This is a genomic window from Bradyrhizobium sp. USDA 4011, assembly GCF_054063415.1.
Window position 1 is genome coordinate 3,985,720 of sequence record NZ_JBSSGG010000001.1, and the last position, 14,283, is coordinate 4,000,002.

Consider the following 14,283-nt stretch of genomic DNA (forward strand, 5'->3'; position numbering starts at 1 on the left):
CTCCGAGAGGAGCTCGAATCTGCCTTCGAATCGGGCTTTTCAGAGCCTCCGGAATCGGCCTTTGAGAGTCTTGAAACAGGCCGAAAAAACCCTATCTATTCAATAGTTTGTAGACGGAGACTTTGCGCTAGGCGCAACTGCTCTTTCATGGCACAAATAGTGGAATCAGCGCCTCATTTTGTGCAGCTGATTCGGGACATCCTCGAAGGCCTCACATGACTGAACCTGCCCGGCAGACCCCTGCCGAATCTGAGCATCCCATTCCGGCCGAATATGGTGCGGAATCGATCCGGGTGCTGAAGGGCCTCGACGCCGTCCGCAAGCGGCCCGGCATGTATATCGGCGACACCGACGACGGTTCCGGCCTGCATCACATGGTCTACGAGGTCGTCGACAACGCGATCGACGAGGCGCTGGCGGGCCATGCAAGCCGCGTCCTGGTCACCCTCAACGCGGACAATTCCGTCACCGTGTACGACGACGGCCGCGGCATTCCGGTCGGCATCCACAAGGGCGAAGGCGTCTCGGCGGCCGAGGTCATCATGACCCAGCTGCACGCCGGCGGAAAGTTCGACCAGAACTCCTACAAGGTCTCCGGCGGTCTGCACGGCGTCGGCGTCTCCGTCGTCAACGCGCTGTCCAGCAAGCTGGGCTTGCGGATCTGGCGCGACGACAAGGAGCACTACATCGAATTCGCGCACGGCGATGCCGTCGCGCCGCTCAAGGTGGTCGGCGATGCCCCGGGCAAACGCGGCACCGAGGTCACCTTCCTCGCCTCGACCGAGACCTTCAAGAACATCGAATACGATTTCGCGACGCTCGAGCACCGGCTGCGCGAGCTCGCCTTCCTCAATTCCGGCGTCCACATCGTGCTGTCCGACATGCGGCATGCGGTCGAGAAACGCGAGGAGATGCACTATTCCGGCGGCGTCGAGGAATTCGTCAAATATCTCGACCGCAACAAGAAGGCGATCGTGCCGGCGCCGATCATGGTGCGCGCGGAAGCCAACGGCATCGGCGTCGAAGCCGCGCTGTGGTGGAACGACAGCTACCACGAGAACGTGCTGTGCTTCACCAACAACATCCCGCAGCGCGACGGCGGCACCCATCTGGCCGGCTTCCGCGGCGCGCTGACGCGCCAGGTCAACGGCTACGCCGAGGCCAATGCGAAGAAGGAAAAGATCGCGCTGACCGGCGACGATTGCCGCGAAGGCCTCACCGCGGTGCTGTCGGTGAAGGTGCCCGATCCGAAATTCTCGTCGCAGACCAAGGACAAGCTGGTGTCCTCGGAGGTTCGACCGGTGGTCGAGAACGTCCTGAACGAGGCGCTGGCGGCCTGGTTCGAGGAGAATCCGAAGGAAGCCAAGGAAATCGTCGGCAAGGTGATCCAGGCCGCCGCAGCCCGCGAGGCTGCGCGCAAGGCCCGCGAGCTGACCCGCAAGAATCCGCTCAGCGTCTCTTCGCTGCCCGGCAAGCTCGCCGACTGCCAGGAGAAGGATCCGGCGAAGTCCGAACTGTTCATCGTCGAGGGCGACTCGGCAGGCGGCAGCGCCAAGCAGGGCCGCAACCGCGAATTCCAGGCGGTGCTGCCGCTGCGCGGCAAGATCCTCAATGTCGAGCGCGTGCGCCCCGACAAGATGCTGTCGTCGGAGCAGATCGGCACGCTGATCACCGCGCTCGGCACCGGCATCAGCGACGATTTCTCGGTCGACAAGCTGCGCTATCACAAGATCATCGTGATGACCGACGCCGACGTCGACGGCGCCCATATCCGCACGCTGCTGCTGACCTTCTTCTATCGCCAGATGCGCCCGATCATCGACGGCGGCTTTCTCTATATCGCCCAGCCGCCGCTCTATAAGGTCTCGCGCGGCAAGTCCGAGCAATATCTGAAGGACGAGCGCGCGCTCGAGGATTACCTGATCTCGACCGGGCTCGACGAATGCGTCTTCAAGCCGGCCTCCGGCGAAGACCGCTCGGGCCGTGACCTGCTGTCGCTGGTCGAAGACGCCCGGACGATCCGCTCCGTGCTGCGAAACCTGCACAGCCGCTACAATCGCGCGGTGATCGAGCAGGCCGCGATCGCCGGCGTGCTGACCCCGAGAATCACCAGCGATATCGCGACCGCCAACTCCGCGGCTGATTACATCGCCAAGCGGCTGGACGCGGTTGCCGACGAAGTGGAGCGCGGCTGGATCGGCACCTTCACTGAAGGCCAGGGCTTCCAGTTCGAGCGCACCGTACGCGGCGTCAAGGAAGTGGCCGTGATCGACGACGCGTTTCTCGGCTCGGCCGATGCACGCAAGCTCGACGAGTATGCGACCAGACTGCAGGAGATCTACGTGCGGGCGGGCAAGCTCCGACGCAAGGATGCCGAGCAGACCATTCACGGCCCGATCGACCTGTTCGAGGCCGTGACCGATGCCGCTCGCAAGGGAGTCTCGCTGCAGCGCTACAAAGGTCTCGGCGAGATGAACCCGGAGCAGCTGTGGGAGACCACGCTGGACACCGAGGCGCGCTCGCTGCTCCAGGTGAAGATCAAGGAGGTCGACGAGGCCGACGATATCTTCACCAAGCTGATGGGCGACGTGGTCGAACCGCGCCGCGACTTCATCCAGGAAAACTCCCTCAGCGCCACCATCGACATCTAGGGACCTGCTCCCGGCGGCCAGGCGGACTTGCGCTTTCCGACGCGACGGCTCGGCCGAGATGACGTGTCTGTGACCGCGCGCTCCGTACCATCGCGCGGCTACCTTTCGTGTGGAAGCTGCGCCGGGAGTTGTGTTACGGTGCCGGACAGCCATTGATTCCGTTACGGAATTTCGCGTGGCCCAATTCGAATCCAAGTCTGGATGATGCGTTAGGGGACATTCCGCGTGCCGCCGATCCAATACATCGTCGAAGGCGGCCGCCGCCTTTCGGGCACCATCGAGCCGTCGGGCAACAAGAACTCCGCGCTGCCGATCATCGCAGCTGCCCTGCTCACCGAGCATCCGGTCACGCTGACCAACGTGCCGCGCATTCGCGACACCGAAACGCTGGTCGAGCTATGCCGCTCGGTCGGCGCCAGCGCCGAATGGACCAAGCGCAACACGCTGCAGATCCATGCCAAGGAGATCCGCGCCGCCGATCTCGATCCGGCTCTGTGCGCGCGCATCCGCGCCTCGATCCTGCTGGCAGGTCCGCTGCTCGCCCGCTGCGGCGAGGTCGCGTTGCCGCCGCCCGGCGGCGACGTGATCGGCCGCCGCCGGCTCGACACGCATTTTCTGGCCTTCGAGCAGCTCGGCGCCACGGTCACCGCGACGCACCGGCTGGAATTCCGCGCCGCGCGCCTGAAGGGCGCCGATGTGTTCCTCGACGAGCCCAGCGTCACCGCGACGGAGAACGCGCTGGTCGCCGCCGTCGCCGCCCGCGGCACCACCTATCTGCGCAACGCGGCCTCCGAGCCGCATGTGCAGGACCTCGCCAATTTCCTGGTCGCGCTTGGCGCAAAGATCGAAGGCATCGGTACCAACACCATCACCGTGCACGGCCAGGCGCCGCTCGGCGGCACGAGCTACGCGATCCAGCCCGACCACATCGAGGTCGGATCGCTGATCGGCCTTGCCGCGGTGACCCGCTCCCCGCTGCGCATCGCGCGCGCCGGCGTCGAGCATCTGCGCTCGATCCGGATGGGCTTTGAACGGCTGGGCATCGTCTGCGGCATCGAAGGCGACGACCTTGTCGTGCCGTCGAACCAGACCATGAAGATCCAGGACGATTTCGGCGGCCACGTGCCGAAGCTGGAGGACCAGCCCTGGCCCGCCTTCCCGGCGGACCTGATGTCGATCGCGATCGTCACCGCGACGCAGTGCGACGGCGTCATCCTGATGCACGAGAAGATGTTCGAATCGCGGATGTTCTTCGTCGACAACCTGATCGCGATGGGTGGCCGGATCGTGCTGTGCGACCCGCACCGCGCGATCGTGGCCGGTCCGAGCCGGCTGCGCGGCGCGCCGATGAACTCGCCCGACATCCGCGCCGGTATGGCGATGCTGCTGGCCGCGGTGTGCGCCAACGGCACCTCCACCATCAACAATGCCGACCAGATCGAGCGCGGCTATGAGCGGATCGACGAACGGCTCAACGCGCTCGGCGCCAGGATCAAGCGGATACCAGCGCGATCGTGATCCGGGCATGATCCGGAAGAACGTGAAGCTTTGCTCCGGTCGGAGCATGCTCAAACGACAATTTGGGAGACGATGATCTCTGCGTGAGATCGTCGCGTTTGGGCAGTTTGGCCATCCTTCCGGCCGGTTTGCCGTGCTAAGCGTGCCGTCATGACCTGCATCGACAAGATCGACCCGGCCGCGTCGCGCGCGGCCGTCGTCCCCTCTCGCAAGCTGCTCACGGCCGAGCTCGCGGAAACGCTGAAGCTCGCGGTGCCGCTTGCGCTGACGCAGCTCGGGCAGATCGCGATGATGACGACCGATCTCGCCTTCATCGGACGGCTCGGCAGCGAGAACGTGGCTGCGGCGGCGCTGGCGCATACCGTGTATTTCGTCAGCTTCACCATCGGCATGGGCATGATGGCGGCGGTCTCGCCGTTGGCCGCGCAGGCGTTCGGCGCCCGCGACCCACGCGTGATGCGGCGTTCGCTGCGCGTCGGGTTGTGGGCGGCCTTCTTCATGGTGCTGCCGCTGATGGCGCTGCCGTTCCAGGGCGAGCGCATCCTGCTCGCGCTCGGCCAGACCCAGGCCACCGCGCATCTGGCGCAGCAATATCTGTTCGGGCTCGCCTGGGGGATCCTGCCGGCGCTGTGGTTCATTGCGATCCGCGGCTTCATGAGCGCGGTGAACCGGCCGGAGCCGGTGCTGTGGATCACGCTCGCGGCGATCCCGGCCAATGCGCTGATGGTCTACCTGTTGCTCTACGGCAAATGGGGCATGCCCGAACTCGGCATGTTCGGCGCCGGGCTTGCGACCACGATCGTCAATCTCGGCACTTTCCTCGCCGGGGTGTGGTTCGCGGCGCGGCGCCGCCCGTTCCGCAAGTACCATGTCTTCAGCCGCGTCTGGCGCATCGACTGGCCGTTGTTGGGCAGGCTTGTCGCCATCGGCGCGCCGATCTCGATCGCCTTCCTGCTGGAATACGGCCTGTTCGGCGCGGCCGGCCTGCTGATGGGGCTGATCAGCACCACGGCGCTGGCGGCGCACCAGATCGCGCTGCAGATCGCGGCGATCCTGTTCATGGTGCCGTTCGGCGTCAGCATGGCCGCCACCGTGCGGGTCGGCCAAGCGGTCGGCCGCCGTGACACCGACGCGGTGCAGCGTGCCGGCTTCGTCGCGGTCGCGCTCTCCGGCGTGTTCATGAGCATCATGACGCTCGCGGTGATCCAGGCGCGCTTCGAGATCGCGGCCCTGTTCCTCGGTGAAGCTTCCGACGCCACTGCGCAGCTTACCGCGATGCTGCTCCTGATCGGCGCGACGTTCTTCATCGCCGATGGCGTGCAGACCACCACCGCCGGCGCGCTACGCGGCATGCACGACACCCAGGTGCCGCTGCTGTTTGCGACCATCAGCTACTGGCTGATCGGATTCGCGTCCGCCTACGCGCTCGCCTTCTGTGTCGGGCTCAAGGCGCCCGGCGTCTGGATCGGGCTATCGCTCGGCACGGCAGTCTATGCCACCCTCCTGATCTTGCGTTTCCGCCTGCTGGCACGCAGACTGGTAGGATGAAGGTCGACGAGGTCGCACCGAACGGAGGCTAGTCCATGACCTTGTCGGTCGACCTGTTCTTCTCGTTCCGCAGTCCGTACAGCTATCTGGCGCTGCCGAAGACGCTGAAAATGGTCGCCGACTACGATGTCGCGGTGAATTTGCGGCCGGTCTATCCGCTCGCGGTGCGCGTGCCCGGCTTCTTCAAGAAGACCAATCCGCAATTCGCCCGCTATGTCGTGCTCGATTCCAGCCGCGTCGCCAAGCACGAGAACATCCCGTTCCGCTTTCCGCGCCCGGACCCGATCGTGCAGGACATGACGACGCTCGACGTCGCCGAACATCAGCCGTACATCCACCGCCTGACCCGGCTCGGCGCTGCCGCCCAGCTTGAGGGGCAGTCGCTTGCCTTCACCTCCGCGATCAGCCGCGTGCTGTGGGACGGCTCGGTGAAGGGCTGGAACGAGGGCGATCATCTGGCACGAGCAGCCGATGCCGCCGGATTCGATCTCGCTGCGATGGATGCGGCGATCGCCGCCGACCCCGATCGCTATGAAGCGGTCATCAAGGGCAACGAGGAGGCGCATGCGGCCTCCGGTCATTGGGGCGTACCGACCTTCGTGTTCGAGGGCGAACCGTTCTTCGGTCAGGACCGTATCGACCTCCTGATCTGGCGCATGGAGAGCAAGGGCCTGACGCGCCGCACGGCATAGCCAAAGGTCATGCCGCGCTCTTCTGCGAAGTTTCCGCAACGATCTTCTGGGAACCATCTTCGTTCGTGCACCAATTGCCGTGGCAGCGCTTGAGATCGTTCAGGTTCTGCCGCATCTGGTCGAGCGAGAATCCGAGCGCGAAGAACCGCTCCATGGCATCGACCGGAAGGCCCCGGGTCAGGCCCTCGCTGCGCACCGCGGCAACCTCCTCGCTATAGGCATGCAGCGCGGCATCGACCGGCGCCATGTCGGCCGGGCCGCTGCCGGCGCGCAGGGCGGTAGCGACCGCCACCATATAGGTCACGATGGCATTGCTGACGTCGGCCAATGGCCGCGCCAGCCTCGCCTGGATATCGGCCGGCAGCGGCACCACGCAGGCGCGCCCGATCATCACGACGTCGTGCCGCAGCCGCTGGATGGTCCGCAGCAGCGGACCGGTGTCCGGCCCGGATGACAGATGCATGGTGCGTTCACGCTCGGCCTCGAGGCCGGTTGCGTGCAGATTGGTCACCGCGCTGCCGATGCCATCCTGGATCCGGTGCAATGCGTCGTTGTCGAGCCCGCGCGTCAGGCCGGCGAGCAATTCGGCGAACGCCGCCGAGAGCAGCTCCAGCAGCTTCGACGCATTGACCCTGATCTGGCTGACCGCGCGCGACGGCAATACCAGGAACGAGATCACAAGCCCGGTGAGCGCGCCGACCGTGACCTCGAGGACGCGATCGATCGCGGAGTCCAGCGGATTGGAATGATGCATCGTCGGCAGCAGCAGCACGATCACCGCCGTTACCGTCGCCGAGTTCAGGCTGGGATTGAGCGCGGCGATGAACGCCAGCGGCACGATCGCCAAGACCAGCAGCGCCAGCAGGCTGCCCTCGCCGGAATGCGGGATCAGCACCGCGATCGCGCCGCCATAGACGGCGCCGCCGATGGTGCCGAGCATGTAGTCGCGGGTCGCCTTCAGCGAGCGGCCGACGCTCATCTGGGTCACGATCAGCGAGGTCAGCACCGCCCACAGCGGCAACATGAGGTGCAGCGCCAGCGCGATGGCATAGGCCGCCACGCCGGCGGACGCGATCCGGACCGCGAGCGCCAGCTGCGTCTTGCGGGTCCAGAGCTGCTCGAACATGCGTTTTGCGAAGGTCCTCATGCACCCTGATCCGCAATCAATGGAAAGGCCTATGTTAAAGGACGTCGAGCATGGCTGCTGCCCGCGGCGGCAAGGTGGCTTGAAAGGCCAAACCCGCCCGCCTACCCTGCGCCGCAAAATTGAGGAAACACGATGGCCCACGAAACCGCAACGCTCGCCGCCTATGTCGCCGACCTGAAATATTCCGACATCCCGCCGGAGGTGCTGGAGCGCGCCAAGGTTTTGACGCTGGATTTCCTGGGCAGTACCATCCGCGCCCGCCGCGATGCGGAATCGACGCCCTCGCTGATGAAGATGCTGGAGGCGCTGGCGCTGGACGGCAAGGGCGAGGCCACGGTGTTCGGCGACACCAAGACCTGGACGCCGGCGGTGGCGGCACTGCTCAACGGCGCGCTCGGCCATTCGCTCGACTTCGACGACACCCACGCCGATTCCTCGCTGCATCCGAGCGCACCCGTGGTGCCCGCCGCCTTTGCGGTCGGCGAGATGGTCGGCGCCTCCGGCCGCGACGTGCTGACCGCGATCGTCGCCGGTTATGAAGTGTGCTGCCGGCTCGGCAACGCGCTCGATCCGACCTCGCATTACGCCCGCGGCTTCCACCCGACCGCGACGGCCGGCACCTATGGCGCCGCGGCCGCGGCGGCCAAGCTGTTCGCCCTGTCGAAGCAGCAAATCGTCTCCGCGTTCGGCGTCTCCGGCAGCCAGGCTGCCGGCTCACTGCAATTCCTGGTCAACGGCGCCTGGAACAAGCGCTACCAGGTCGGCGCCGCTGCGATGAACGGCGTGATCGCAGCGACGCTCGCACGCAACGACTTCATCGGTTCGAGCGAATCGGTCGAGGGCAAGCACGGCCTACTGGTCGGCTATACCGATGACGCGCATCCGGACAAGGCGGTGGCGGACTTGGGCCACACCTACGAGACCCTGAAGATCGGCGTGAAGCCGTATCCGAGCTGCCGCTATACCCATGCCGCGATCGACGCGCTGATCGCGATGCGGCGCGAGCATAATCTGACGCCGGACCAGATCAGGAAGGTCGAGATCGGCCTGCACCGCAATGGCATCACGCTGACCGGTGACGCCGCCACCAAGCGCCACCCGACCTCGGTGGTCGGCGGCCAGTTCTCGATGTTCTTCACCGGCGCGATCGCGCTCGACCAGGGCCATTTCGGCTGGGACGATTACGACCGGCTGGGTGATGCGGCGATCGACGCGCTCGCCGACAAATTCGACGTGGTGCAGGACGACCGCCTCGAGGTCGGCCGCACCCATCCGTTCGGCGCCCGCGTCTCGATCACCACCGACGACGGCACCCATGAGCGCCTCTATGCCGATCCATCCGGCGAGCCGACCTCGTTCCCGGATGCAAAGGCGATGCAGCAGAAGTTCTTGACGCTGGCCCGCCCGGTGCTCGACAAGCGCGCAGATGAGCTCGCGGACGCGATCCTGACGCTGGAGCGGTTCGACCGTGTGGAGAAGGCGACGCAGTTGGGGCGGCAGTAAGGGCGGCCGTCGTCGATCGCCGGCTGCACGCCACACCACAGCTGTCGTCCCTGCGAAAGCAGGGACGGCCCCATAACCACACGGTTGCGTTGTGAGATTGAGCTGTGGCCCCAGGTTCGCGCAACAATGCGCATTCGGGGTAATGGGTCCGGCCTTCGCCGGGACGACGATGAGGATGGTTCTCGATTCAAGGCGTCACACCACCCGGTGTCATCACCCGCGCATGTGCTTCGCATGCCCCGGAATGACGGAAAGCCTACTCGGCTCCATCGATGATCACGAAATCCCCGTCCGAGTATTTCTGCCGGATCGCCTTGGCGGCCTGATAGTCGGGGCAGGTGTAGCATTCCATCGCGGTGGCGCGATCCCTGAACTCAAGGACGAAGTTGCGCTGGCGCGTCGCGTCGTCCATCACCTCATACGGGCCGTTGCGTACGATGAAATTGGCGCCGTATCTGACGAATACCGGCATCGCGGCGGCGAGATATTCGGGATAGCGGGCTTCGTCGTGCACCGTGACGTGCACGATCCGGTAGGCTTTCGGCATGATGATCTCCGGCTGAGGCGATCTTGAAGAACTGTGGCGCATCTCCTTTGAGATGCGCCACAGCATCGGAAAATTCCGGAGGCCGAGATTCAAGTCACGATCGCGCGGGCGTTGTGTGACGTCTCCGTCAATTGCCGCCAGCGAGCCGCGCGCTTGTGGAAGTGGCCGTCACCACATCGCGAACCAGGTCGAACACGCCGTCCGCCGCGGGCGGCATGTTCGGCGAGCGGCCGAGGCGGACGACGACGAGATGCTGCGAGGGCACGATGATCACATATTGCCCGATCGTGCCCTTGGCGAAATACGCATCGCGCGGCCAGCCATGCGCGATACGATAGTTGGCGCCGAAGCTGTCGCCGAGATTGGTCCAGAAGCCCGCGCCGTAGCCGACCCAGGCATTCGGCGTGGCCGAAGCCGAATAGGCCGCCCAGCCCTCCGGCAGAAGGCGCTTGTCGCCGGCCATCCCGTCATTGAGGTAGAGCTGGCCGAGACGCGCCCAGTCGCGCGCGCTCGCCATCATCGCACCCGATCCTTCCGGCGTGCCCGCAGCATCGAACTGCATCACGACATTGCGCATGCCGAGCGGACCGAAGAGCCTTTCGCGCGCGAAGCGGATGACGTCCGCCGCGTGCCCGCCGGCGGCGTTGCGGATCAGATGCGAGAGGATCAGGTAGTTGCCGTCATGATAGTTCCAGATCCGGCCGGGCGCGCTCTCCAGTGGAGCGCTCTCGGCGAAGGCGGCCATATCCGATTCCATGTACTTCATGCGGTTGACCGGCTCGAGCACGGATGCCAGCGACGCCTGCAGCGAGCTGCCGAGCGCAAGCCCTGCGGTGTGGCGCAGCAGCTCGTCGACCGTGATCGCGTGGCGCGGATCGTCGGGATTCCGCCAGGCCGCGATCGGGACCGGCTGGTCGCGCGTCAGCCTGCCCTCGCGGACGAGGATTCCGATCAGGGCCGAGATCGCCGACTTGCTCATGGAGAAGCCGAGCAGCGGCGTCTCGATGCCGATGCCGTCGGCGTAGCGCTCGGCGACGATGCGACCGTCCTTCATCACGACGATGGCGCGGGTGTGACGGGACGGCGGCTCCGCCGGCTCGGCAAAGGCGCGGTCGAGCGCGGCCCCAAGCTGCGGGCTTTGTGGCGCGACGAGCGCAGGACCTGCGATCTCGGGCAGCGATGCAGCTTGCGGCCTCGAGGGCGGAGGCGCGGTATCGGCCAGCGTCTCGTCATGATCGAGCGTGCAGCCGAGCCCGTCGCGATAGACTGCATGGCTGCGGCCAAGCCCGAACAGCGTCACGGTGACGTCCTTGCGATCAAGGTCGACCTCGGTGTCCATCGCCCAGGTGATCAGGCCGGCCCCCGGCATCGCGTCGGTGGTCTCGGCCAGGTTTCGCTTCGGGTCGAGCCCGCTGACGAAGGTCTCCGAGCAGACGACGTTGGCGACAAAGCCGGTCGCGACCTTGGGCACATCGCGGGCCCGGGCGGCAGACAGCGCCAGCGCGCCGCAGGCGGTGGTGGCAATGAGAATGAAGGCGAGCTTTCGACGGGTCACAGGATCCTCCGGCATGGCGCATGGGGCGCGTGGCCGGGATCAGGCCGGAGCGGCCGCGGGAGTGCTCGCCGGATTTGGAAATCGGGCTGGCCGAGGACTCGGTGCGGCTCACCGATTCTGGAATTATACAATGATTACAAAGGGTCCAACCGCGGGCTCATGTCGCCTCTCCTGCTTGCGGGGGAGGGAGAAGAGTCATACCGCGCTGGCCTTCAGCTTCCGGTACTCCGTTGGCGTCACACCGGTCGTTGCCTTGAAGGCGCGGTTGAAGGGGCCGAGTGATTGGAAGCCGGCGTCCATCGCGATGGTGATAACGGGAACTGCGGACTGGGCCGGATCGGCGAGCGCGGCCTTGGCCTCCTCGATCCGGTGGTTGTTGAGGAAGACGTTGAAATTGCGGTAGCCGAGCCGCTGGTTGATCAGCCGCCGGAGACGATATTCGGGGATCTTCAGCCGGGTTGCCAGCATGCCGATCGTGACGTTGTCGTGGCGATAGATGCGCTCGTCCGCCATCAGCCGCATCAGGGCATCGACCAGTCTCTGGTCCGCCGCCTCCTCGACCGCGGCGGCGGGCTTCGTCAGCACGACGGCCTCCGCCGGCACCGCGAACAGGTCGGCGCCGTCGACGCGCATCATCGCCCAGGTGATCGCGGCCACGATGGCGGTGAGCACGGCCGCGTTCAGCAAATTGGCCCATTCCACGGTCACGCGGCTGCCGGCGTAGGCGATCTGAAGCAGCGCGTTCATGCCGCCGTACAGCGCAGATGCGGCGACGATGAAGACGCGGACACGGCGGCGGCGCTCGACCAGATCCGCCGACCACGATCCGATGGTTTGCGCCACCGCGAGCGCAATGAAGACGAGCGTGAGCGAATTGACCATGATGATCGCGATCCGCGCGTGACCGGCGGGTGCGATCCACATGCAATTGACGAAGCTGTAGGCCACGACCGCAGCCCAGATCAGGCCGTGCCACCAGCGCAGTTGAAACGCGTCATCGAACAGCGCGCGCGTGAACAGCCAGAACACCACGATATCGCCGGTCGAGAGCGCGATCAGTGGCGCATGCCAGTCCGAGACCGGCGGCCCAGCCCCCATCGACGCGGTCACCGCATGCGCGGCCGAGCCGAGCGCGAAGGCGATCGCGAGCCGCCCGGCCAGCACCTTGCGGAAATCTGCGAACATCGAGGCCGCAAACACCATCAGCAGCGTCACGGTGGCAGCGCGCAGGCACAGTTCGGTCGCGGCAAAGGTCATCGGTCGATGCGATCTCCAAGGTCAGCGAAGAATCGTCCGTCGGGCGAGATTTTTCAAGAACCATCGCGCGGCCAGCGGCTGCGCTGCGTGACCCAGATATCGACGACATCGCCCTCGAGCTTGCCCGGGCCCTCATTCACCGCACCCAGCCGCCGCGCCACGGCCTGCGAGGCGACGTTGGCGGGATCGATGCAATGGATGATGCGGTCAACCGTGAAATTGGCGAACACAAAGTCGATCGCGGCACGCGCCGCTTCCACCGCATAACCCTTGCCGCGATACTCCCTGGCGATGCCCCAGCCGACCTCGAAGCCGGGCCATTCCGGCGGATAATACGGCCCGACGCGGCCGATATAGCGACTGGAGGATTTCTCCTCGACCGCGAACATACCGAAGCCGTGCAGCGCCCAATGGCCGGAGATGACCGCCGCATTGCGCCAGCCCTTCAGCTCCGATGTGACAGGCTGATGATCCGGCGTGATGAAGCGCGCCGTCTCGGGATCGGACAGCATCCGCGTATTGTCCGCGATGTCGGACGCGCGCCACGGCCGCAGGATGAGACGCGACGTCTCGATCACGGGCCCATCGACTTGCAACAGCTTTGCGCCCGGCTTGGTCAGAGAAACCATGACGTCCTCCAGTTTCCAAGTTTGTACTTGCTGCCATCGAGAGCAGGTGCAAGCCACAAGTAATTCGTCGTCCCTGCGAAAGCAGGGACCTATAACCACGGATGTGTGTTGCCAGCGAAAGCTGGGGCCCCAGCCTTCGTAACATAAGCATCGGTGGTTATGGGTCCCGGCTCGCGCTTCGCTTGGCCGGGACGACGATTGGAGTATGATCGCTACACCGCTGTTAAGGAGTCCGACATGAGCTGGCAGCCCTCGACCGATCCCGAACTCGGCGATCCCAAGACCTGCGACGCGCTGGACCTGATCATCGTGCCGCGCACCCGCGATCTCGGCGACGGTTTTGCGGTGCGCCGCGCGCTGCCGCATGGCAAGCGGCAGATGGTCGGGCCCTTCATCTTCTTCGACCATTTCGGCCCGGTGCAGTACCTCGCCGGCAAGGGCATGGATGTGCGGCCGCATCCGCATATCGGGCTCGCCACCGTCACCTATCTGTTCGACGGCAGCATCATGCACCGCGACAGCGAGGGCAACATCCAGGAGATCCAGCCCGGCGCGATGAATTTGATGACCGCGGGGCGCGGCATCGCGCATTCCGAGCGCACCCCCGAGGTGCAGCGCCGCGACGGCCAGAAAATGCTCGGTCTGCAAAGCTGGATCGCGCTGCCGGCGGGCAAGGAGGAGATCGCGCCTTCGTTCCAGCATTACGGCGCAGGCGACTTACCGATGATCTCGGAGCGCGATTTTACCGCGCGCGTCATCGCAGGTTCAGCGTTCGGCATCAGCTCGCCGGTCAGCATGGTCTCGCCCTGGTTCTACACCGAGGTGACTGCGCAGGCCGGCACCGCGGTGCCGCTCGACCCCGATCACGAGGAGCGCGCGATCTATCTCGTCGACGGCGAGGTCGAGATCGCCGGCGATCGCCACGAAGGACCGCGGCTCCTGATCTTCCGCCCCGGCGACCGCATCACCGTGAAGACGCTGCGGCCGACCCGCATGATGTTCCTAGGCGGCGACGCCCTGGAAGGGCCCCGCCACATCTGGTGGAATTTCGTCTCCTCCTCGAAGGAACGGATCGAGCAGGCCAAACAGGACTGGAAAACCGGGCGCTTCGCGCAGGTTCCGCACGAACACGAGTTCATTCCGCTGCCGGAGTGAGCTATTTCCTGTGATAATCTCTCACGCCCGCACGCCTCGTGTGCGGGCGCTCGTGTTTGCAAAGCCACCCGGAAAGACCCC

General features: G+C 65.6%; 11 protein-coding genes. 6 read left to right on the top strand and 5 right to left on the bottom strand.

The features are described from left to right. Positions 1-215: 215 nt before the first annotated feature. The 4 genes from gyrB to ACVW1C_RS18645 all read left to right on the top strand — a co-directional run bounded on the left by gyrB (position 216) and on the right by ACVW1C_RS18645 (position 6,409). Complete coding sequence (gene gyrB / locus ACVW1C_RS18630) at positions 216-2,651, top strand: DNA topoisomerase (ATP-hydrolyzing) subunit B (RefSeq protein ID WP_456759677.1); 2,436 nt, start codon at positions 216-218, stop codon at positions 2,649-2,651. 225 nt (positions 2,652-2,876) lie between these two features. Next, positions 2,877-4,169 (top strand): UDP-N-acetylglucosamine 1-carboxyvinyltransferase, encoded by a 1,293-nt coding sequence (murA, locus tag ACVW1C_RS18635; protein ID WP_456759678.1) that lies wholly within the window; start codon positions 2,877-2,879, stop codon positions 4,167-4,169. A gap of 150 nt (positions 4,170-4,319) precedes the next feature. Further along, on the top strand, positions 4,320-5,717 hold the full coding sequence (locus ACVW1C_RS18640; RefSeq protein WP_456759679.1) for an MATE family efflux transporter: 1,398 nt from the start codon (positions 4,320-4,322) through the stop codon (positions 5,715-5,717). 35 nt (positions 5,718-5,752) lie between these two features. Next, positions 5,753-6,409, top strand: coding sequence for a DsbA family protein (locus ACVW1C_RS18645; protein WP_456759680.1), 657 nt, complete (start codon positions 5,753-5,755; stop codon positions 6,407-6,409). A 7-nt stretch (positions 6,410-6,416) separates the two neighbouring features. On the opposite strand, the gene ACVW1C_RS18650 is transcribed toward ACVW1C_RS18645, so the two are convergent. Further along, the gene (locus tag ACVW1C_RS18650; protein ID WP_456759681.1) at positions 6,417-7,556 is read right to left on the bottom strand and encodes an FUSC family protein; all 1,140 of its coding nucleotides are present in this window, start codon (positions 7,554-7,556) and stop codon (positions 6,417-6,419) included. 132 nt (positions 7,557-7,688) lie between these two features. Between ACVW1C_RS18650 and ACVW1C_RS18655 the strand changes: the two genes are divergently transcribed. Then, positions 7,689-9,059: an MmgE/PrpD family protein gene (locus ACVW1C_RS18655; RefSeq protein WP_456759682.1), complete on the top strand. Its 1,371-nt coding sequence runs from the start codon at positions 7,689-7,691 to the stop codon at positions 9,057-9,059. Between the two features lie 256 nt (positions 9,060-9,315). On the opposite strand, the gene ACVW1C_RS18660 is transcribed toward ACVW1C_RS18655, so the two are convergent. From ACVW1C_RS18660 to ACVW1C_RS18675, 4 genes are all read right to left on the bottom strand, one after another. Then, entirely contained in the window at positions 9,316-9,606 is a 291-nt protein-coding gene (locus ACVW1C_RS18660) for a DUF1330 domain-containing protein (RefSeq protein ID WP_456759683.1), read from the bottom strand. Positions 9,607-9,733: 127 nt separating this feature from the next. Next, positions 9,734-11,161 carry a serine hydrolase domain-containing protein gene (locus tag ACVW1C_RS18665; RefSeq protein WP_456759684.1) on the bottom strand — a complete coding sequence of 476 codons (1,428 nt, stop codon included), beginning with the start codon at positions 11,159-11,161 and terminating at the stop codon, positions 9,734-9,736. Positions 11,162-11,356: 195 nt separating this feature from the next. Beyond that, on the bottom strand, positions 11,357-12,418 hold the full coding sequence (locus tag ACVW1C_RS18670) for a helix-turn-helix domain-containing protein (protein ID WP_456759685.1): 1,062 nt from the start codon (positions 12,416-12,418) through the stop codon (positions 11,357-11,359). Positions 12,419-12,471: 53 nt separating this feature from the next. Beyond that, the gene (locus ACVW1C_RS18675) at positions 12,472-13,047 is read right to left on the bottom strand and encodes a GNAT family N-acetyltransferase (protein WP_456759686.1); all 576 of its coding nucleotides are present in this window, start codon (positions 13,045-13,047) and stop codon (positions 12,472-12,474) included. Between the two features lie 237 nt (positions 13,048-13,284). Between ACVW1C_RS18675 and ACVW1C_RS18680 the strand changes: the two genes are divergently transcribed. Next, complete coding sequence (locus tag ACVW1C_RS18680; protein WP_456759687.1) at positions 13,285-14,202, top strand: pirin family protein; 918 nt, start codon at positions 13,285-13,287, stop codon at positions 14,200-14,202. Positions 14,203-14,283 lie beyond the last annotated feature (81 nt).